We start from the raw sequence: 18,914 nt of genomic DNA, 5'->3' as shown, positions 1-18,914 counted from the left end.
GGGCACGATCATGCTGACCCGGAATGCCAGAGCTGAAGCGCTTTTGAGCCTGCCGCTGGGCCGCCACCGCCTCGGCTGCCCGCACTGTGGCAGCCAAAAGCGCCGCGATACCGCCTTGTCGGTTGAGGCGCTGCCCGACCGCGCGGTCTGGAGGTGCCACCGCTGCGGCTGGGCTGGGGCGATCCCGCGCCGCAGCGCTGCGCCGCCTGCTGCGCCGCCGATGCCCGTGCGTCACGAACGCCTGAGCGAGCACGGGCGCGCGCTGTGGGACGCCTGCCAGCCGCTGCGCGGAACCATCGGCGAAGCCTACCTGAGCGCGCGCGGCTGCCGTCTGCCGCCGCCCGATGGTCACCTGCGCTTCCACCCCAGCCTGCCCCATCCCGTGACCGGCTACCGCGGCGCAGCGATCGTGGCGCTGGTGACCGACCTGAGCAGCGGCGAGCCGTTGACGTTGCATCGAACCTGGGTGCGCGCCGATGGCACGAAGGCCTCTGAAGCCGACCCGCCGCGCCTGCTGCTGGGCGGACACGCCAAAAAAGGCGGAGTGATCCGGCTGTGGCCTGAGCCTGCGCCCGAAGCGCTGACGCTGGCCGAAGGCATCGAGACCGCCTTGGCTGCGGCTTGGGCTGCTGTGCCAGCCTGGGCGGCGATCGATGCGGGCAATCTGGCTGCGCTGGCACCGCTGCCTGGCGTCAAGCGCCTGACGATTGCGGCGGACCCCGACGGCGCGGGGCTGCAGGCTGCGGCGCGCTGCGCGGCGCGCTGGCGCGCGGCTGGGGTGCATGTGCGCGTGGTGCTGCCAAGCGCCGATGCGGGCGACGTGGCCGATGTGGCGCGCAAGGGGGCAAGCCATGGGTGCGCCTGACCTTGCCGCTGCTGAGGTCGCGGTGCTGAGGTTGTTTGCCGAGCGCTTCGTTGACCTGCAGCCCCTGTTGCCGCCGCTGGAAGGCGAAGCCGTCGAAGGGCTGCCCGTGATCGTCGAGGTTGACCCGCTGGCCGCGCGGCAGCCCGTGGCCGCGCCGCCGTTCGTGGTCGAGGGGGCGATCCCTTGCGGGCAGGTCACGCTGCTGGGGGCGCATGGCGGCTGCGGCAAAAGCTTCCTGGCGCTGGTGCTGGCGTGCCACGTGGCGCTGGGCCGCGATCTGGCGCACCTGCGCGTGCCGCGCCCGCGTCCCGCCGTGTTCGCGAGCTTCGAGGATGGCCGCGAGGTGCTGCTGCACCGCCTACGTGCGATTTGCGACGCCTACGGCTTCGACCCTGCGCTGCTGGCGCAGCGGCTGCGCATCCTGGACTGCGTCGAGGCCGGGGCGCTGGCTGAGGAGGTGCGCCGCGACGGGGTCACCACCCTGGAGCCCGCGGCTGCCGTGGCAGCGCTGCGCCAGCGCATCCCGGACGGCGCGCTGGTGGTGGTTGACAACGCTAGCGACACCTTTGCGGCAGACGAGAACGCGCGCCGCCACGTGCGGGCTTTCATGCAACTGCTGCGCCGCGAGCTGGTCAAGGGCGATGGCGCGGTGCTGTTGCTGGCGCACACGCCGAAGGACGCGCGCAAGACCGGGCGCGAGAGCTACTCGGGCTCGACCGCCTGGCACAACTCGGCCCGCGCGCGGCTGAGCCTGACGCGCGACGGCGATGTGCTGACGCTGGGCGTGGAAAAGCTGAACTTCGGACGCCTGCCGCCGCCGCTGGTGCTACGTGTCAACGATCACGGGGTGCCGCTGCCGGATGCGCCCCGCTTGCCCACTGCACCGGTGCCCGCTGACGTCAACGTCCTGGACGCGATCCGGCAGGCTGCGGCGCGCGGGCAGCCGATCCGTGCTGCGCGAGTGGGCGCGCACCCGGCGGGCAAGGTGCTGCACGCACTGCTGGACGGGCTGCACAAGCGCGCGGAGGTGGAGGCCGCGCTGGATCGGCTGCTGGCAAGCGGCAAGGTGGTCACGCGCGTGATCACCACCCCATCGCGTAACCGGCGCGAGGTGTTGTTGCCTGCTGCGTCGAATTCGTCGAACTCGTCGAATCCCGCATTCGACGCAACCCCTTCCTTCGACGCGCCAATCGACGCGTCGAATGCGTCGAATGGCGCTATAGGGGGTACGGGGGATTCAACGCACGCACTCGACGCAAGCCCGCTACCCGCTGCGCCTGCCGAAAGCGCCCGGCAGACCGGCAGCGACTGGCTGGAGATCGAGCTATGACGCCGCGCGAACTGCTGACCCGCTGCGCGGCTGCCGGCATCACGCTGGCCGCCGAGGCTGGCCGCTTGCGCGTGGCTGGCCCCGCCGAGGCCGTGCGGGAGTTCACGCCGCTGCTGCGCGAGCACCGCGACGAGCTGCTGGCGCTGCTGGGGCAGGGGGCGCAAGCGGCTGACGATCCCCTCCATGCTGAGGGCCCTTCGGTTGCGCCAGACCCTGCCGGGCAGGCTGCCGATCCAGGAACGCCTTGCGGCAACGCCTGGCGCGAGGCCGATGCCGCCTACCAACGCCATCACTGGGCTTGCTCCGTTTGCTCATCCGCTGGCCGGGGCTACGGCAGCCGCTGTCCGCAAGGTGCGCGGCTGTGGGCGGCTTACACCGCCCAGCCCAGTCCCGCGACCAGCAAGCCCGCGCGCCAGCCGCAGGCTTCGCCCGAGCCGCCGCGCTATCCGTTTGAGCGCGAGCGCCGCGCCTGGACACCCGCCAGCGATGCCGAGATTGAGCGCATGGCCGCCTTGCACGCGCGCGCGGTCGAGTTCGGGCTTGACCCGCAGCAGGCCGACTGCGCAGCTGATGTGGCGCATTGGAGCGATCGTCTGGGCAACACCCGCCTGTGCCTTGCCTGCGCCCATCTGCGCGCCGGCACGGCCAGCCGCTGGCATTGCGTGGCGCAGCGCCTGCCGCTGGCCGAGCGGTTCGTGCTGCAGCCCCATCGCTGCCCGCAGTTCAGCGGGCTGGAGACGAAGCGAGGAAACGACGCATGAGGGGCCCTCGGGGCCAGCCAACGAGATGGCCTGACAGGGCTTCAGAGGGGGCCAGGAGAGCTTTCCAGCAAACGCGCGGGGTGATAACTGGGGTGATAACAACTTTTGCGTTTGCCGAAAAACTCTAGTCAAATCAACAACTTACAAGACATCCGTGGCGGAGTGAGAGGGATTCGAACCCTCGATACGGGTTTTAGCCCGTATACTCCCTTAGCAGGGGAGCACCTTCGGCCTCTCGGTCATCACTCCGGGAAAAATCAGGTCTGCATCATACCCTAAGATCGCCCGGCTTGGGCACCGTGCGAAGAGCTTTTTAAGCGCCCTGCAGTTGATCTTCCGGCTGGTCGAGCTCAAACTCACGGTGCAGCGCGCGCACGGCCAGTTCCATATACTTCTCGTCGATGACCACCGAGATCTTGATCTCGGAGGTCGAGATCATCTGGATGTTGATGCCTTCGGCGGCGAGGCACCGGAACATGCGGCTGGCCACGCCGACGTGGCTGCGCATGCCGATGCCGACGACGCTGACCTTGCAGATGCGCGCATCCCCCACCACGTCGCTGGCGCCCAGCGCGGGCACCACCTGCGTGCGCAGCACGTCCAGTGCGCGGTTGAGGTCGTTGCGGTGCACGGTGAAGCTGAAGTCGGTGCGGCCGTCCTTGCCGACGTTCTGGATGATGACGTCGACGTCGACGTTGGCGTCGGCCACCGCGCCGAGGATCTGGGCGGCGATGCCGGGCCGGTCGGGCACGCCGAGCACGGAGACCTTGGCTTCGTCACGGTTGAAGGCGATGCCGGAGACGACGGCTTGTTCCATGGATGCGTCTTCCTCGAAGGTGATCAGGGTGCCGCTGCGGGCTTCCTCCTCAATGGGGATGTCCCAGGGCGTGAAACTGGACAGCACGCGGATCGGCACGCGGTACTTGCCGGCGAACTCCACCGAGCGGATCTGCAGCACCTTGCTGCCCATGCTGGCCATCTCCAGCATTTCTTCGAAGCTGATGCGCTTCAGGCGGCGCGCCTCCGGCACGACGCGCGGGTCGGTGGTGTAAACGCCGTCGACGTCGGTGTAGATCAGGCACTCGTCGGCCTTGATCGCCGCGGCCACCGCCACCGCCGAGGTGTCGGAGCCGCCGCGGCCCAGCGTCGTCACGTTGCCGCCGGCGTCCACGCCCTGGAAGCCGGTGATGATGACCACTTTGCCGGCAGCCAGGTCGGCGCGGATGCGCGCGTCGTCAATCGATTCGATGCGCGCCTTGGTGTAGGCGCTGTTGGTGCGGATCGGCACCTGCCAGCCGCAGTACGAGACCGCATCCAGCCCCTCGGCCTGCAGCGCGATGGCCAGCAGGCCCACCGAGACCTGCTCGCCGGTGGCGGCCAGCTGGTCGAGCTCGCGGTAATAGGCCGTGGCGGGCTTCTCCGGCGCCACCTCCTTGGCCAGCGCCAGCAGGCGGTTGGTCTCGCCGCTCATCGCGCTGGGCACCACCACCAGCTGGTGGCCGGCGCGCACCCATTTGGCCACGCGCTTGGCGACGTTGCGGATGCGCTCGGTGGAGCCCATCGAGGTGCCGCCGTATTTATGAACAATCAGTGCCATGGAAGCATCAAAAAAAATAGCGGCCCGCACTGCAGCGGGTAAACCGTGCGATTATAGAAGGCCATGCAACGCTTCTTGATCACGCTTGGGGTCGCGCTGGTGCTGGCGGGCCTGCTGTGGCCGTGGCTGTCGCGCCTGCCGTGGGGTCGGCTGCCGGGTGACATCGCCATCGAGCGCGAGGGCTTTAGCTTTTACTTCCCGCTGGGCACGAGCCTGGTGGTGTCGGTGTTGCTGTCGCTGCTGTTGTGGTGGTGGCGGCGCTAACCAGCGGCGTCCAGATCAGCTCGTCGCCGGCCCGGCACACGCGCCCCGGCCCCAGGCGCAGCTCGATGCGCTGGCCGCGCGTGCGCGCCGCCTCGATCTGCGCATCCAGCGCCTGCCACTGGGCGTCGCTGGCCTGCGCGCCATAGCGCTGGCGCAGCCACAGCCGCAGCGCGTTGAGCCGTCGCGGCGGCGGCAACGCGCGCAGCGCGTTTAGGCGCGGCGGCTCGCCCAGCCGCACCAGATCCTGCGCCGCCAGCGCCTCCAGCAGCCCCTGCGCGCTGGCAGCATGGCGCGCACTGCGTGCAAAGGTCTTCGGCGCCTGCGGAAACGCCTCCAGCAGCGCCGGCAGCACCTGCAGCCGCAGGCGGTTGCGGGTGCGCTGCGGATCGGCATTGGTGGGGTCATCGATCCATGGCACGCCGGCGGCGGCCAGTTGCGCGCGCAGCGCACGCCCGTCGGCCTCCAGCAACGGGCGCGCCCACGTCACGCCGTCGCGCTCGGCTCGCTCGGGCATGGCCGCCAGCCCCGGCAGGCCGGCGCCGCGCGTCAGCGCCAGCAGCACCGTCTCGATCTGGTCCAGCGCATGGTGCGCCAGCAGCACCGCGGCGGCGCCCTGCCGCCGCGCAGCCTGCGCAAGCGCCGCGTAGCGCGCCTGGCGCGCGGCCTCCTCCGGGCTGCGCCGCGGGGCCAACCCCACCTGGACGCGCCGCACCTCCAACAAGACCCCCCACTGCGCCGCGACGCGCTGCGCATGCGCCGCGAACGCCTGCGCCGCCTGCTGCAGACCATGGTGCACGTGCAGCGCGCGCACGCGCGCGCCCCAGCGCTCCGAGGCGGCCAGCAGCAGCGCGGTGGAGTCAGCCCCGCCGCTGAAGGCCACCAGCAGCGGCGCCTCGGCGCGGTCAAGGTCGGCGTGGCGGCGCGCCCAGGCGGCCAGCGCCGCGCGCGCGGCCTCAGGCGCCGGCGGCCTTGGTGTCGGTGAAGCGTCCGAAGGCCCGCAGCCGGGCATGGCGGCGCTCGAGCAAGGCGGCAGCGCTCAGATCGCTGACCTGGCGCAAAGCTTCAGCCAGCGCGCGTTTGAGCATCGCCGCCATTTGTTTGGGGTCGCGATGCGCGCCGCCCACCGGCTCGCTGACAATTTTGTCCACGAGGCCAAGCGCCTTGAGCCGGTGCGCGGTGATGCCCAAGGCTTCGGCGGCTTCTGGCGCCTTGTCGGCGGTTTTCCACAGAATGGAGGCGCAACCTTCCGGGCTGATGACCGAATAAACCGCATACTGCAACATCAGCACCTGGTCGGCCACAGCGATGGCCAGCGCGCCGCCGGAGCCGCCCTCGCCGATGATGGTGCTGATGATCGGCACCTCCAGCTGCGCCATCTCGAAGATGTTGCGCCCGATGGCCTCGGACTGGTTGCGCTCCTCGGCGTCGATGCCGGGGTAGGCGCCGGGGGTGTCCACGAACGTGAACACCGGCAGGCGAAACTTCTCGGCCAGCTTCATCACGCGCAGCGCCTTGCGGTAACCCTCCGGCTTGGTCATGCCGAAGTTGCGCAGCGCGCGCTCCTTGGTGTCGCGGCCCTTCTGGTGGCCCACCACCGCGCACGGCTGACCGTTGAAGCGCGCCAGGCCTGCCACGATGCTGGGGTCGTCGGCGAAGTGGCGGTCGCCGTGCAGCTCGGTCCAGTGCGTGAAGATCTCGCGCACATAGTCCAGCGTGTAGGGCCGGTCGCTGTGGCGCGCGATCTTGGTCACCTGCCAAGGCGTGAGCTTGGCGTAAATCTCTTTGGTCAGCTGCAGGCTCTTCTGGCTCAGCCGCTCGATTTCTTCCGAGATGTCCACCGCCGATTCGTTCTGCACGTAGCGCAGCTCTTCGATCTTGGCCTCGAGTTCGGCGATCGGCTGTTCGAAGTCCAGGAAGTTGCGTTTGGCCACGGTCGTCGCGCTCCGTCGCAAGCCGCCCCTGCCGCGGGGCGGCCGCCGAGTTCACAGGGGGCGCCGCGGCGCCCCGGGGAGGGTTCAATAGGCCACCGGGATCGGGTCCAGCGACCGCCAAATATACCAAGTCGCCACGCTGCGAAACGGCGCCCAGGCGGCGGCGACCTCGCGCGCCTCGCTGCGGCTGACCGGCTCGCCGGAAAAATAGCACTGGCTGATGCCGCGCAGCAGCCCGACGTCGTCCAGCGGCAGCACGTCCGGGCGCAGCAGGTAGAAGATCAGGAACATCTCCGCCGTCCAGCGCCCGATGCCGCGGATGGCCACCAGCTCGCGGATAATGGCCTCATCATCCATCGCGTGCCAGGCGGCAGGGTCAACCCGTCCGTCGTCGAAGTGACGCGCCAGATCGAGCAGGTATTCGACCTTGCGCGCGCTCAAGCCCGCCTGGCGCAGCGCCACGGGGCCGGCGGCCAGCAGCGCCTGCGGCGCCACGGTGTCGGCAGCTCCAAGCGCCGCCAGCACGCGCTCCCACACCGCCTGCGCCGCTTTCACCGAGATCTGCTGCCCCACCACGCTGCGGGCGAGCGTGGTGAACGGATCGCCGCGCGATTGCAGGCACGCCTGGCCATACTGCGGGATCAGGCGCGCCAGCACCCGGTCGCGCGCGCACAGGTGGCGGCAGGCGTCATCCCAGTATGCTGGCACAAAGCCGCCGTCGGCCGCGCGTGCCGCCGCCGGCGGGGGCAGGCAGCCGAAGCTGCGGCGCACGCCGCTCATGCGCGCTCCCAGGTGGTGCCGCCGGGGCCGTCCTTCAGCACGATGCCTTGGGCGGCCAGCTCGGCGCGGATGCGGTCGGCGGTGGCCCAGTCGCGCGCCGCCTTGGCCGCCGCGCGCTCGGCGATGCGCGCCTCGATTGCGGCCTCGTCCAGCCCGACTCCAGCACGCAGAAAGGCCTGCGGATCCTGCTGCAGCAGGCCGAGCACCCCGCCCAGCGCGCGCAGCAGGCCGCTTAAGCGCGCATCGCGCGTGCGGTTGACCTCGGCGGCCAGCTCGAACAGCACCGCCACCGCCTCCGGCGTGCCGAAGTCCTCGTCCATCGCCGCCTTGAAGCGCGCCGCCCACGGGCCGTCCCAGTCGATCGCGCCGACGTCGGCCGGCGGCGCCGCCGCCAGCGCCGTGTAGAGGCGCTTGAGCGCCGCGCGCGCGTCGTCCAGATGCTGATCGCTGTAGTTCAGCGGGCTGCGGTAGTGCGCGCGCACGATGAAGAAGCGCACCGTCTCGGCGTCGTAGCGCGCCAGCACCTCGCGGATGGTGAAGAAGTTGCCCAGGCTCTTGGACATCTTCTCGCCGTCAACGCGCACGAAGCCGTTGTGCATCCAGATGCGCGCCAGCGGCTGGCCGGTGGCGGCCTCGCTCTGCGCGATCTCGTTCTCGTGGTGCGGAAACTGCAGGTCGGCGCCGCCGCCGTGGATGTCGAAGCTGTCGCCCAGCAGCGCGCAGCTCATCGCCGAGCACTCGATGTGCCAGCCGGGCCGGCCGCGGCCAAACGGGCTGTCCCACTGCGCCTCAGGCGGCTCGCCGGGCTTGGCGGCCTTCCAGAGCACGAAGTCCAGCGGGTCGCGCTTGGTGGCGTCCACGCCGACGCGCTCGCCGGCGCGCAGCTCCTCCAGGCTCTTGCCGGACAGCTTGCCGTAGCCGGGGAAGGAGCGCACCGCGTAGTTGACGTCGCCGTCGGCGCTGCGATAGGCGTGGCCGCGCGCCTCCAGCCGCGCGATCAGATCCAGCATCTGCGGCACGTAGTCGGTGGCGCGCGGCTCGTACGTCGGCCGCTCGATGCCCAGCGCATCCGCGTCCTCGTGCATGGCGGCGATCATGCGGTCGGTCAGCGCGCGGATCGTCTCGCCGTTCTTCAGCGCGCGGGCGATGATCTTGTCGTCGATGTCGGTGATGTTGCGCACGTAGGTGACGCGCAAGCCGCTGGCCTTGAGCCAGCGCTGCACGACGTCGAACGCCACCATCGAGCGCGCGTGACCAAGGTGGCACAGGTCATACACCGTCATGCCGCACACATACATGCGGACGTGGCCCGGCTGCAAGGGCTGCAGCGGCTCCAAGCGCCGCGTCAAAGAGTTATGGATACGCAAAGTCATGAACGCATTTCGCGCGGCGAGCGCGCCGCGGCCTCGTTCTACAATGGAAAGTGGAGGGTGTGTATTGTGCACGCCCCTATGACGATCCATGTCAGTCCTGTCCTGCTGCCCTCGCCCGCCGCGCCGCGCTGCCTGCCTTTGGCGGCGCGCCGCGCTGCTGGCTTGGCTGACGCCTTGGCTGGCCTGGGCTCAGCCGCAAGACGGGACCGCGGCGCTAACGCAGGCCCAACGCCAGTTGGCCGCCGGGCAAGCCGCTGCCGCCGTCGAAGTCTTGCAGGACTGGCTGCGCGCCCATCCCGCGGATGTTCAGGCGCAACTGCTGCTGGGCGTGGCCCAGGCCAGCGCTGGCGATGCCGCCGCCGCGCAAGCCACTTACGAAGAGCTCACGCGCCAATACCCCGAGCTGCCCGAACCCTACAACAACTTGGCCGTGCTGCACGCCGCGGCTGGCCGCCTGGGCGAGGCCCGCGCGGCGCTAGAAGCCGCGCTGCGCGCCCGTCCGGATTACGCCACCGCGCACCGCAACCTGGGCGACGTGTATGCCCAATTGGCGCTGGGCCATTGGCAGCGCGCGCTGGCGTTGCAGCCCGATCAGCCCGGCCTGCCCGAGCGCGCCGCCGCGTTGCGCCAGCTGCTGCAATCCGCGCCGCGGCCTTAACGCTGATGCTGCCTCGACGTTGACCGATGTGGATCCTCTCGCGTCGCCACCTTTTGCTTGCCCCGCTGCTGGCCTGCGCCGCGCCTCGCCTGCGCGCGCAGACCAGCTCCTCGCCAGCGCGATCGTCCTCCGTGGCGGCGCGCGGCCTCTTACCTGGAGCCCGCACCTTGAACCCCCAAGTCGAATTGCACATCGCCGGCCGCGGCGTCATCACGCTGGAGCTCGATGCCGCCAAAGCGCCGAAGACGGTGGAGAACTTCCTCGCCTACGTGCGCGACGGCCACTACGACGGCACGATCTTCCACCGCGTCATCGACGGCTTCATGATCCAGGGTGGGGGCTTTGAGCCCGGCATGAAGCCCAAGCCCACGCGCGCCCCGATCGAAAACGAGGCCGCCAACGGCCTGAAGAACGAGCGCTACACCATCGCCATGGCGCGCACGCAGGCGCCGCACTCGGCCACCGCGCAGTTCTTCATCAACGTTGCCGACAACGATTTCCTCAACCACACCGCGCCGACGCTGCAGGGCTGGGGCTACGCGGTGTTCGGCCGCGTCGTCAAGGGCACTGAGGTGGTCGATGCGATCCGCCAGGTGCGCACTGGCCGGCGCGGCTTCCACGACGACGTGCCGCTGGAGGATGTCGTCATCACCAAGGCGGTGATCGTGCAGCCGTGACGTCCGTGGCGCCATCCCCCGCCCCCGAGGCGCCGGCGGTGCTGGCGCTGCCAAAGGATGTGCGGCGCGTGGACGTCGTCGCCGACCTGCACTTGCACGCAGCGGATGCGGCCACCGCCGGCGCGTTTCTGCGCCACCTCACGCAGGCGCCGTTCGACGCCCTGCTGATCCTGGGCGACCTCTTCGAGGTCTGGGTCGGCGATGATCTGCTGGACGACCCCGGCGCCGACGGGGCGCTGGCGCGGCAGGTGGCCGCCGCGCTGCACGCCGTGGCGCGCACGCGCCCGGTGGCGCTGCTGCACGGCAACCGCGACTTCCTGCTCGGCACGCGCTTCGCCGCCGCCAGCGGCGCCACCATGCTGTCGGATCCTGCGCGGCTGGACTGGAGCGGCTGGCGCTGGCTGCTGTCGCATGGTGACGCCTGGTGCCTTGACGACACCGATTACCAGCGCTTCCGCGCCGAGGTGCGCGAGGCGGCATGGCAGCGCGCCTTTCTCGCCCTGCCGCTTCAGGAGCGGCTGGCGCAGGCGCGCGCGTTGCGCGCGCGCAGCCAGGCGCACCAGGCCAGGCGCTTGCAAGCCGGCCTGCCGTGGGCCGACGTCGATGAGGCGGTGGCGGCACAGGCGCGCCGCGCCGCCGACGCCGACGGCGTGATCCACGGCCATACGCACCGCCCCGCTGCCCACTGCATGGCCGATGGCGCGCCGCGGCTGGTGCTGAGCGACTGGGACGCGCACGCGCAGCCGCCGCGGCTGCAGGTGCTGAGTCTCTTGCCACAGGGGGCGTGGCGCACCGGGCCAGTCGGCGCCTAACCTCGCGGGGAAGGGCAACGGGCCATGATCGGTCGCTGGCTGCGCCGCACGGCCACTGCGTGGTGGCAGCGCTGGCGTCTGCGACGCGGCGACGCCGCGGCCATCCCGGAGGCGCTGTGGCAGCGCGTGGTGGCGGCGCTGCCGCCGCTGCAGGCGCTGGGCGCCGGCGAATTGGCGCAGCTGCGGTCGCTGGCCGCTGCGTTTTTGGCGCGCAAGCGTTTCAGCGGCGCGCATGGCCTGAGGGTGGACGATTTCAAGGCGTTGTTGGTGGCCGCGCAGGCGTGCTTGCCGTTGCGCTACCGAGGTCTGCCCGCACTGGCGTGGTATGACGGCTTCGTCGGCATCGTCTTGCATCCGCACGAGGTACGCGCGCCGCGGCGCGTCACCGACGAGACCGGCATCGTGCACGAGTACGACGAGGAGCTGGCCGGCGAGGCCATGCAGGGCGGGCCAATCGTGTTGGCCTGGCCGCGCGTGCTCGGCGCCCCCGGCGGCGAGGGCATCGGCCACAACCTGGTGATCCACGAGTTTGCGCACGCGATCGATTTGCATGGCAAGCCGCTCGGCGAGCCGGCCGATGGCTGCCCGCTGCTGCCGCGCGGCTGGTTGGGGCTGGAGGCGCGCGCGGCGCAGGCCCTTTGGCGGCAAGAGCTGCAGGCGGCCTTTGAGGCGCACCGCCGCCGCGTGGTGATGCACGAACACTTCGGCGGCCCGGCGCCGTGGCTCGATGCCTACGGCGCGCAGGCGCCGGCGGAGTTTTTCGCCGTCTCGTGCGAGGCGTACTGCCTCGACCGCGCGCGGCTGGCCACAGAGCACCCGCGCTGGACGGCGCTGTTGGATGCGCTGTTTGCGCATCCGCAGGCGCCCTCCTCAGCCACGGCGTTGCCGCCGCCGTCCGTCAGCGACGCAGCAACACCTTGAGCGCGGCCTGCAGCCGCCGCGCGCGCACCTCGTCGTGCGCGCCGGCCAGCACGCGCGCCACATCCTGCGTCCAGGTCTCGGCGGGGCCGGGCTCGTGACGGCGCGTCAGCAGCTGCAGCTGCAAGCGCCGCCGCGCCTCAAGGTGCTCCGCCGGGGTCGGCAGGTCGGCGGCGATCTCCAGCCGCAGCAGCGCTTCATCCTGCGCGGCGGCGTCGGCAGCAGGCGGGTTGGCCAGCGCTTGCGCCCAAGCCGCGCGCGCCGCCGCTGCGCGCCCCAGTTGAACCGCAGCAGGCAACGCCTGAGCGTCCCGCTGCGCCCAAGCGTGCAGCAGCGCGGTCAACGCCTCGCCGTGAGCCCGCGCGGCCAGCTCTCGCAAGCGCGCCTCGGCGGCCTGCAACGCCTGGCGCTGGGCGCGAAACGCCGCTTCGCCCAAGCGTGGGCGCGCCGGGGCGCGCTCGGGCGGCTGCGGGCGGCGTCCAGCTGCCTCGGCGGGGCGGCTTCGCCCCGAAGCGGCGGCAGCCGGGGCCACGCCAGGGCGGTCATCGCCACGGCGCGCCACCAGAGGCCGCGGCGCAGCAGCGGAGGCCGGTTGAGTTGGACTTTCAGCGGCGGCGGCAGCCGGCGGCTGCGGCGCGGCCTCAGGCGCCGGGGGCTGCTCCACCGCACGGCGCAAGGCGTCCATCGCCGCGCGGATCGCCGCCGCATCGTCCTGCGCGCACGCCTCTTCCAAAGCTTGCGCGGCTTGCAACACCGCCTGATCGTGCGCCGACAGCGCAGCCTGCAGCTGGGCGCGCTCGGCCTGGCGCCGCGCAAAAGCCGCATCCAGCGGCGCGCGAAACGCCTCCCACAGCTTTTGCTCCTGGCGACGCTCCAACGGCACGCGTTGCGCCTCGTGCTGCCAGCGCTGCTGCAGCGCGCGCACCGCGTCGGCGCGCAGGCGCGGCTCGGCCGCCAGCGCCTCCGCTTCGGCGATCAGCGCCTGGCGGCGCCGCACGCTGTCGGCTTGTGCCGCTTCCAGCCGGGCATACGCGGCGGCCATGGCCTCCTTCCACGACTCGCGCAGGGTCGCAAAGACTTTTTCGCTGACCGGCCCGGCTTGCCGCCAGCGCTCGGCGAAAGCGTGCAGGTCGCGCTGCTGCGCTTTCCAGTCTTCGTTCTCGGCATGCGCCGCCGTCCAGGCGCGCAGCTCCTCAATCAGCGCCTGACGCGCCTGTTGCGCCGCTTCGTGTTGCGCCTTGATCTCGTCGCGCCACGCCTGCAGCGCCTCGTGCGCGCGGTTGCAGGCGGCGTCAAAACGCTTCCACAGCGCCTGGTTGGGCGGCGCGCCGCCTTGGTCGATGGCGCGCCACTGCTCGCGCAGTTGGCGAATGGCTTCTTGCAGCGCGCGGCCTTTGGGGCGCTGCGCCTCCTCGCCCTGCGTCAGCGCCTCGGCCTTGGCGAGCAGTTCCTCACGCAACTGGTCGGCGCGCCAACGCGCCCAATCCTCCAGCTCTTTGGCCTTGGCCAGCGCGGCCTGTGCGCGCGCTTCCAATTCCGCACCGGCATGGCGCCCATGCAGCTTGACCCGGTGACGCAGCTCGCCAGCCAGGCGCACCATGGCCTTGGTGTGGCCTTCGGCCAGCTCGCGCTCCAGCGCCTCCAGCGTGGGCAGCAATTCGGCCTGCGCCAGCGCCTGCACGGCTTTGGCTGTCGGGGCCGCCGCGCTGGAAACCGGCTCCCCCCGCAGGGCGCGAATTTCGTCGTCCCACAACGGCACGCCGGGCAGCGCGGCCTGTGCGTCGTCGCGGGCTCGGCGCGCTTGCGCCAGCGCCGAGTCAAACGCTTGCCAAACCGCGGCGACCTGCTGGCGCGCGGTCTGCAGTTGGCCGGCATGGCGCGGCTCCAGATCCGCCGCCGCTGGATCCTGCGCCAACGCCTCGGCGCGGGCCTGCCACTGCGCCACGTCGCGCGCCAGCGCCTCGTGCGCGGCTTCGGCTTCGGCAATGGCGCGGGTGGACAGCAGGTCGATGCGCTGCACCAAGAGGCTGGCCGCCTCGCGCTCGACCTGCACGCGGGTGGTCAGCTCTTCAGCCGCGCGAAGGCGTTGGGCAAGCTGCTGCCGCAGCGACGCCAACGGCTCACGCGACAACGGCGCGCCGGCTTTGGCGGCATCACGCTCCCAAGCCAGCGCATCGGCCAGCGGCAACCGCGTTTGCGCCAGCAAAGCCTGGGCGCGCGCCGCCCACTCGGAGGCGGCTTCTTCTTGGGCGCGCTGGCGCTTGAGCTCCTCCAGCCGCTCTTTGATGATTTTGGCTGCGCCTTTGTCGCGTGGCGCCAACTCGCGGTAAACGTGACGCAGCAGCTCCGCCGCCGGCTGCGTGGCCAGCCAGGCGCGCAGTCGAGCAGCGCGCTCGCCAGCGGTGGGGGCGGCGAACGCGCCGCCCGTGAGAGCGTCCAGATCCGCAATGGAGGGCGAAACAGTCGTGTTCACAGCTTGCGTCTGAAGTGAACGGCTGGGCCGTTTTCAATGGGTTGAGCAGCCTTGCCAGGCCATTCGTTTATTGTCGCTCAGCCAGCCCACAGATCCAGCGGCGGATCGTGCACCACGGCTTTCAGCACGTCGGTACGCGACACAAAACCCGCGAGCGCCCCGTCGGCTTGCACCACCGGCACGCCCGGCAGGCCGGTTTCCAGCAGCAACAACGCCAGCCGGCGCAGCAGCGTCGGCGGCTCCACCGCGGGCACCGGCGAGACCATCACCGCCGCCACCGGCTGCGCCAGGAACGCGCGCCACACGAGCGGATGGTCGTCCGGACGCGGCAGTCGGTCGGCGCGCAGCAGCTCCGCGCGCGTCAGCAGCCCGACCAACGCGCCATCCGCGTTCAGCACCGGGGCCTGCCCGAAACCGTGCTGCGCCAACCGTTGCCACGCCTCGCTCACCGGCTGGCGGTCGCTCACGGTGGTGACCGCTCGGCTCATGACGTCGTGCACGCGCTGCAGCGGATGGCGATCGGTTGGAGGGTGTTGCGCCTCGTCGTACGCGTGCAAGGCGGTGACCAGCGTTCGCGGGCGCGCCGGAGCCGACGACGAGTTGCTCTGCGCCAGGCGATCGCCCCGCTGCGGGCCGCGCCCCGCGGCATTGACGGGCACCGACAACGCCTGCGCGGACGAGGAGGCCAAGGCCGGCCAGACGCGGCGCCAGTCTTCAATAGCGCCGCGATAGAGCAAACCCGTAGGTCCGTAAATCGCCAGCATACTGCGCCATCCGTTGGCGGGCCCTAGCTCTGCCGACCCGACGCGACCGTTCCCTTACGCCGCGTCATCGGGCAAAAACAAAGCCTGCAGGTCGCTCAGCCAATCGTAGCCGCGCGTGGTGGGCGCGATGCGCCCGTCGCGCATGTCCAGCCAGCCGCGCGCGCGCGCCGCCTCGATCGGCGCCGATACCGTGGATATCGGCAAGCCGGTGCGTTCGCTAAACAGCGCCAGCTCCACGCCCTCGCGCAGCCGCAGGGCATTGAGCATGAACTCGAACGGCAGGTCGCGCGCGGCCACCTCGTGCTCCTGCGCCACGGGCTGGCCGGCACGCGCCTGCTCCATGTAGCGCCGCGGCTCGCGCCAGCGCACCTGGCGCACGATACGGTCCGCAAAGCTCAGCTTGCCGTGCGCGCCGGCGCCGATGCCGAGGTAGTCGCCGAACGTCCAGTAGTTCAGGTTGTGCACGCAGCGGTGGCCGCGCCGCGCGTAGGCCGACACTTCGTAGCGCTGGAGACCGGCGGCTTCGGTGCGCTCGGTGATGAGGTCCAGCATGGCAGCGGCGGTGTCATCGTCGGGCAGCGGCGGCGGCTGGTGCGCGAACGCCGTGTTGGGCTCGATGGTCAGGTGGTACACCGACAGGTGCGGCGGCTCGAGCGCCAGCGCCTGCTGCAGGTCGCGCGCCAGGTCCGGCAGCGTCTGCCCGGGCAGCGCGTACATCAGGTCGAGGTTGAAGGTGTCGAAGTGGCGCGCGGCCTCCTCGGCCGCCGCCTGGGCCTGCACCGCGTCATGCACGCGGCCCAGCGCGGCGAGCATGCGGTCGTCGAAGCTCTGCACGCCCAGGCTCAGGCGCGTGACGCCGGCGGCGCGGAAGGCCGCGAAGCGCTGCCGCTCGAACGTGCCGGGGTTGGCCTCCAGCGTGATCTCCGCATCGGGCACCAGCGGCAGGCGCGCGCGCACGGCGCTGATCAGCTCGCCGATCACCTCCGGGTCGAAGAGGCTGGGCGTGCCGCCACCGAAGAAGACGCTGACCACCGGGCGGCCCCACACGAGCGGCAGGCTCGCCTCCAGATCCGCCAGCAGCGCCTGCATGTAGTCGCGCTGCGGCAGCGGCCCCTCCTGCCCGCGCGCCACGCCCCAGGCGTGCGAGTTGAAGTCGCAGTACGGGCACTTCCTCAGGCACCACGGCAGGTGCACATAGAGCGCCAGCGGCGGCAGCCGCATCAGGCGCACCTGCCCCGGCCGCTGCCAGTGCAGCACCACCTCGCCCGCAGCCGGCGTGCCCGCCGCGCTCATGCGGCCGGCCACCAGCGCTGCCGCATCAGCGCCAGCATCGCGCGTGCGGCGCGCCCACGGTGGCTGTGCGCGTTCTTCACGTCCGCGGGCAGCTGCGCGAACGTGCAGCCGAACTCCGGCAAAAACATCACCGGGTCGAAGCCGAAGCCGCCGTCGCCGGCTGGCGCGCGCGCGATCAGCCCCTCCACGCGCCCGCTGGCGATCAGCGGCTCGGGGTCGTCGGGGGCGCGCAGCGCCACCAGCGTGCTGACCATTGCGGCGCGGCGGTCCTCCACGTCGCGCATCTGCTCCAGCAGCGCGCGCACGTTGTGGGCATCGCTCTTCGGGTAGCCGAACTGCGTGCAGTAGTGCGCCGTGTCCACCCCGGGGCCGCCGCCGAAGGCCGCCACGCACAGCCCGGCGTCGTCGGCCAGCGCCGGCAGGCCGCTGGCGGCGGCAGCGTGGCGCGCCTTGGCCAGGGCGTTCTCGACGAAGGTGCGGTGCGGCTCCGGCGCCTCGGGGATGCCGAGGCTGCCCTGCGTCACCAGCTCCACCTCCAGCGGCGCCAGCAGCGCCTGCAGCTCGGCCAGCTTGCCGGCGTTGTTGGAGGCCAGCACCAGCCGGCGCGGCGGCTCGGTGCGGCTCATGCGCCGCCTCCCGCCTCGGTGCCGGCCAGCGCCGCGCGCTGCAGCGCGATCAGCTGCTGGATGCCGCGCTGCGCCAGACCGAGCAGCGCGTCCAGCTCGGCGCGCGTGAACGGCGCCCCCTCGGCCGTGCCCTGCACCTCGACGAAGTGGCCGGCGCCGTTCATGACGACGTTCATGTCGGTGGCGCAGGCCGAGTCCTCCACGTAGTCGAGGTCCAGCACCGGACGGCCGCCGACGATGCCGACCGACACCGCCGCCACCGGGTGCAGGATCGGATTGCGCTGCAGCCGCCCCTCGGCCAGCAGCCGGTGCACGGCGTCGTGCGCCGCCACCCAGGCGCCGGTGATGGCGGCGGTGCGCGTGCCGCCGTCGGCCTGCAGCACGTCGCAGTCCAGCGTGATGGTGCGCTCGCCCAGCGCCGCAAGGTCAAACACCGCGCGCAAGGCGCGGCCGATCAGGCGCTGGATTTCCTGCGTGCGGCCGCTTTGCTTGCCGCGCGCGGCCTCGCGCTCGCTGCGCGTGTGCGTGGCGCGCGGCAGCATGCCGTATTCGGCCGTCACCCAGCCCTCGCCGCTGCCCTTCTTGTGCGGCGGCACCTTGTCCTCGACGCTGGCGGTGCACAGCACGCGCGTGCGGCCAAATTCGATCAGCACTGAGCCTTCGGCGTGCACGGTGTAGCCGCGCGTGATGCGCACCGGGCGCAGCTCGTCGGCGGCGCGGCCGTCGTGGCGGCGCGGGCCACCCGTAAGAAGAGCAGAGGGCTCATTCATGGCGATTGGGACGACAAGCGATCAGAGACGCCACCCCCAGAGCGACGGCGGCGCAGCATACCCAGCAAGCGTGACACCCATTTACCGGACGACGCATCCTGCGCCTCATCACGGAAAGCCAAAGCCTGCTGCAACGCAAACACTGAGGGCGGACGCTGCGCCGGATCCAGCATCATGCACCAGCGGGCGGCCTCGCGCAGCACTTCAGAATACACCGAACGCAACGCTTGCAGCGTGGCTGGCACGCGGTCATCTTGCTGGCGCTGCGGCGCCTCGGGCGGCGGGCTGCCCACCATCGCCGCATACAGGCACGCCCCCACCGCATACAAATCGGTCCACGGGCCCAGCCACGCCGCGCCGTCGCGCCGCTGCATTTCCGGAGCGGCAAACCCCGGCGTGAACATCGGCTTGACCCAAGACGCGCCTTCACGCTGCAGGACCTGGCGCGCTGCGCCGAAATCGATCAGCACGGCACGGTCGTCGTCGGTGATCAGGATGTTGGCCGGCTTGATGTCCAGATGCAGCAAGCCGTGCTGATGGACGATGCGCAGTCCGCGCAGCAGCTGATCCAGCAGCGTGCGGATCGCCCCTTCGCGCAAAGTGTGGGGCTGGCGACGCTGACGCGCCCAGATAATGTAGTCTTGCAGCGAAGCGCCCTGCAGGTAGTCCATCACCAAATACACGGTGCCGTGGGCGTGCACGAAGTTTTGCACCCCCACCACGGCGGGGTGGGCGATGCGCGCCAGCGCCCGCCCCTCTTCGAAAAAGCTGCGCAAGCCCAACCGGTACAGCGCTTGACATTCGGGCCGAACCTGCGGCTGACACTGACCCGGCGCGCGGGTGCAAAGGGTAGAGGGAAGGTATTCCTTGATGGCCACCGCGCGGCCCTGCGGATCGCGGGCGCGGTAAACCAGACCGAAGCCGCCGACGGCCAACAGCTGCTCGATCCGATACAGACCCACCTGGGTGTCCATCGGCAAGGGAGCCGGCTGGGTCTTTGTCATAATCGCATCCGCGCCCGG

Annotated in this window: 19 protein-coding genes and 1 tRNA gene; 8 read left to right on the top strand and 12 right to left on the bottom strand. The window is 71.2% G+C overall.

The window, feature by feature from the left end:
• The first annotated feature begins 10 nt into the window (after positions 1-10).
• From Talka_RS10760 to Talka_RS10750, 3 genes are read left to right on the top strand one after another with little or no spacing between them, the layout of a single operon-like run.
• Positions 11-865 carry a DUF7146 domain-containing protein gene (locus Talka_RS10760; protein ID WP_246100665.1) on the top strand — a complete coding sequence of 285 codons (855 nt, stop codon included), beginning with the start codon at positions 11-13 and terminating at the stop codon, positions 863-865.
• On the top strand, positions 852-2,195 hold the full coding sequence (locus tag Talka_RS10755; protein ID WP_185970140.1) for an AAA family ATPase: 1,344 nt from the start codon (positions 852-854) through the stop codon (positions 2,193-2,195). The genes Talka_RS10760 and Talka_RS10755 overlap by 14 nt, the downstream gene beginning before the upstream one ends.
• A complete protein-coding gene (locus Talka_RS10750) occupies positions 2,192-2,956 on the top strand; it encodes a hypothetical protein (protein WP_143891325.1) in 765 nt (254 codons plus the stop codon). Before Talka_RS10755 ends, Talka_RS10750 begins: the two co-directional genes overlap by 4 nt.
• A 155-nt stretch (positions 2,957-3,111) precedes the next feature.
• Here the strand turns inward: Talka_RS10750 and Talka_RS10745 are convergent.
• Positions 3,112-3,205: transfer RNA gene (locus tag Talka_RS10745), tRNA-Ser, on the bottom strand.
• 64 nt (positions 3,206-3,269) lie between these two features.
• A complete protein-coding gene (locus tag Talka_RS10740; RefSeq protein ID WP_143891324.1) occupies positions 3,270-4,553 on the bottom strand; it encodes an aspartate kinase in 1,284 nt (427 codons plus the stop codon).
• Positions 4,554-4,616: 63 nt separating this feature from the next.
• Between Talka_RS10740 and Talka_RS10735 the strand changes: the two genes are divergently transcribed.
• Positions 4,617-4,817 carry a DUF2905 domain-containing protein gene (locus Talka_RS10735; RefSeq protein ID WP_143891323.1) on the top strand — a complete coding sequence of 67 codons (201 nt, stop codon included), beginning with the start codon at positions 4,617-4,619 and terminating at the stop codon, positions 4,815-4,817.
• Here the strand turns inward: Talka_RS10735 and tilS are convergent.
• From tilS to cysS, 4 genes are all read right to left on the bottom strand, one after another.
• Entirely contained in the window at positions 4,738-5,826 is a 1,089-nt protein-coding gene (gene tilS / locus Talka_RS10730; RefSeq protein ID WP_143891322.1) for a tRNA lysidine(34) synthetase TilS, read from the bottom strand. The two genes, Talka_RS10735 and tilS, sit on opposite strands and share 80 nt — an antisense overlap.
• Positions 5,771-6,748: an acetyl-CoA carboxylase carboxyltransferase subunit alpha gene (locus tag Talka_RS10725; RefSeq protein ID WP_143891321.1), complete on the bottom strand. Its 978-nt coding sequence runs from the start codon at positions 6,746-6,748 to the stop codon at positions 5,771-5,773. Before Talka_RS10725 ends, tilS begins: the two co-directional genes overlap by 56 nt.
• Positions 6,749-6,832: 84 nt before the next feature.
• A complete protein-coding gene (locus tag Talka_RS10720; RefSeq protein ID WP_143891320.1) occupies positions 6,833-7,528 on the bottom strand; it encodes a DNA-3-methyladenine glycosylase family protein in 696 nt (231 codons plus the stop codon).
• Entirely contained in the window at positions 7,525-8,901 is a 1,377-nt protein-coding gene (gene cysS, locus Talka_RS10715; RefSeq protein WP_143891319.1) for a cysteine--tRNA ligase, read from the bottom strand. The genes Talka_RS10720 and cysS overlap by 4 nt, the downstream gene beginning before the upstream one ends.
• Before the next feature lie 88 nt (positions 8,902-8,989).
• Here cysS and Talka_RS10710 point away from each other — a divergent pair, with 88 nt between their 5' ends.
• The 4 genes from Talka_RS10710 (at position 8,990) to Talka_RS10695 (ending at position 11,969) form a co-directional block, all read left to right on the top strand.
• Positions 8,990-9,559 (top strand): tetratricopeptide repeat protein, encoded by a 570-nt coding sequence (locus tag Talka_RS10710; RefSeq protein ID WP_143891318.1) that lies wholly within the window; start codon positions 8,990-8,992, stop codon positions 9,557-9,559.
• A gap of 167 nt (positions 9,560-9,726) precedes the next feature.
• On the top strand, positions 9,727-10,236 hold the full coding sequence (locus Talka_RS10705; protein ID WP_246100664.1) for a peptidylprolyl isomerase: 510 nt from the start codon (positions 9,727-9,729) through the stop codon (positions 10,234-10,236).
• Complete coding sequence (locus tag Talka_RS10700) at positions 10,233-11,048, top strand: UDP-2,3-diacylglucosamine diphosphatase (protein ID WP_342781068.1); 816 nt, start codon at positions 10,233-10,235, stop codon at positions 11,046-11,048. The genes Talka_RS10705 and Talka_RS10700 overlap by 4 nt, the downstream gene beginning before the upstream one ends.
• Positions 11,049-11,072: 24 nt before the next feature.
• On the top strand, positions 11,073-11,969 hold the full coding sequence (locus Talka_RS10695) for a M90 family metallopeptidase (protein ID WP_143891316.1): 897 nt from the start codon (positions 11,073-11,075) through the stop codon (positions 11,967-11,969).
• On the opposite strand, the gene Talka_RS10690 is transcribed toward Talka_RS10695, so the two are convergent.
• The 6 genes from Talka_RS10690 to Talka_RS10665 form a co-directional block, all read right to left on the bottom strand.
• Positions 11,947-14,439: a DUF349 domain-containing protein gene (locus tag Talka_RS10690; RefSeq protein ID WP_143891315.1), complete on the bottom strand. Its 2,493-nt coding sequence runs from the start codon at positions 14,437-14,439 to the stop codon at positions 11,947-11,949. The two genes, Talka_RS10695 and Talka_RS10690, sit on opposite strands and share 23 nt — an antisense overlap.
• A gap of 77 nt (positions 14,440-14,516) precedes the next feature.
• The gene (locus Talka_RS10685; RefSeq protein ID WP_143891314.1) at positions 14,517-15,203 is read right to left on the bottom strand and encodes a CBS domain-containing protein; all 687 of its coding nucleotides are present in this window, start codon (positions 15,201-15,203) and stop codon (positions 14,517-14,519) included.
• 54 nt (positions 15,204-15,257) lie between these two features.
• Complete coding sequence (hemW, locus tag Talka_RS10680) at positions 15,258-16,496, bottom strand: radical SAM family heme chaperone HemW (protein WP_143891313.1); 1,239 nt, start codon at positions 16,494-16,496, stop codon at positions 15,258-15,260.
• A complete protein-coding gene (locus Talka_RS10675) occupies positions 16,493-17,122 on the bottom strand; it encodes a non-canonical purine NTP pyrophosphatase (protein WP_143891312.1) in 630 nt (209 codons plus the stop codon). Before Talka_RS10675 ends, hemW begins: the two co-directional genes overlap by 4 nt.
• The gene (rph, locus tag Talka_RS10670; RefSeq protein ID WP_143891311.1) at positions 17,119-17,892 is read right to left on the bottom strand and encodes a ribonuclease PH; all 774 of its coding nucleotides are present in this window, start codon (positions 17,890-17,892) and stop codon (positions 17,119-17,121) included. The genes Talka_RS10675 and rph overlap by 4 nt, the downstream gene beginning before the upstream one ends.
• Positions 17,889-18,896 carry a serine/threonine-protein kinase gene (locus Talka_RS10665; protein WP_143891310.1) on the bottom strand — a complete coding sequence of 336 codons (1,008 nt, stop codon included), beginning with the start codon at positions 18,894-18,896 and terminating at the stop codon, positions 17,889-17,891. The genes rph and Talka_RS10665 overlap by 4 nt, the downstream gene beginning before the upstream one ends.
• Positions 18,897-18,914: the final 18 nt, after the last annotated feature.

The organism is Tepidimonas alkaliphilus, from assembly GCF_007556595.1.
GTDB lineage: Bacteria > Pseudomonadota > Gammaproteobacteria > Burkholderiales > Burkholderiaceae_C > Tepidimonas > Tepidimonas alkaliphila.
Note: the sequence above shows the minus strand (reverse complement) of the source record. Positions and strands in the feature narration are given on the sequence as shown.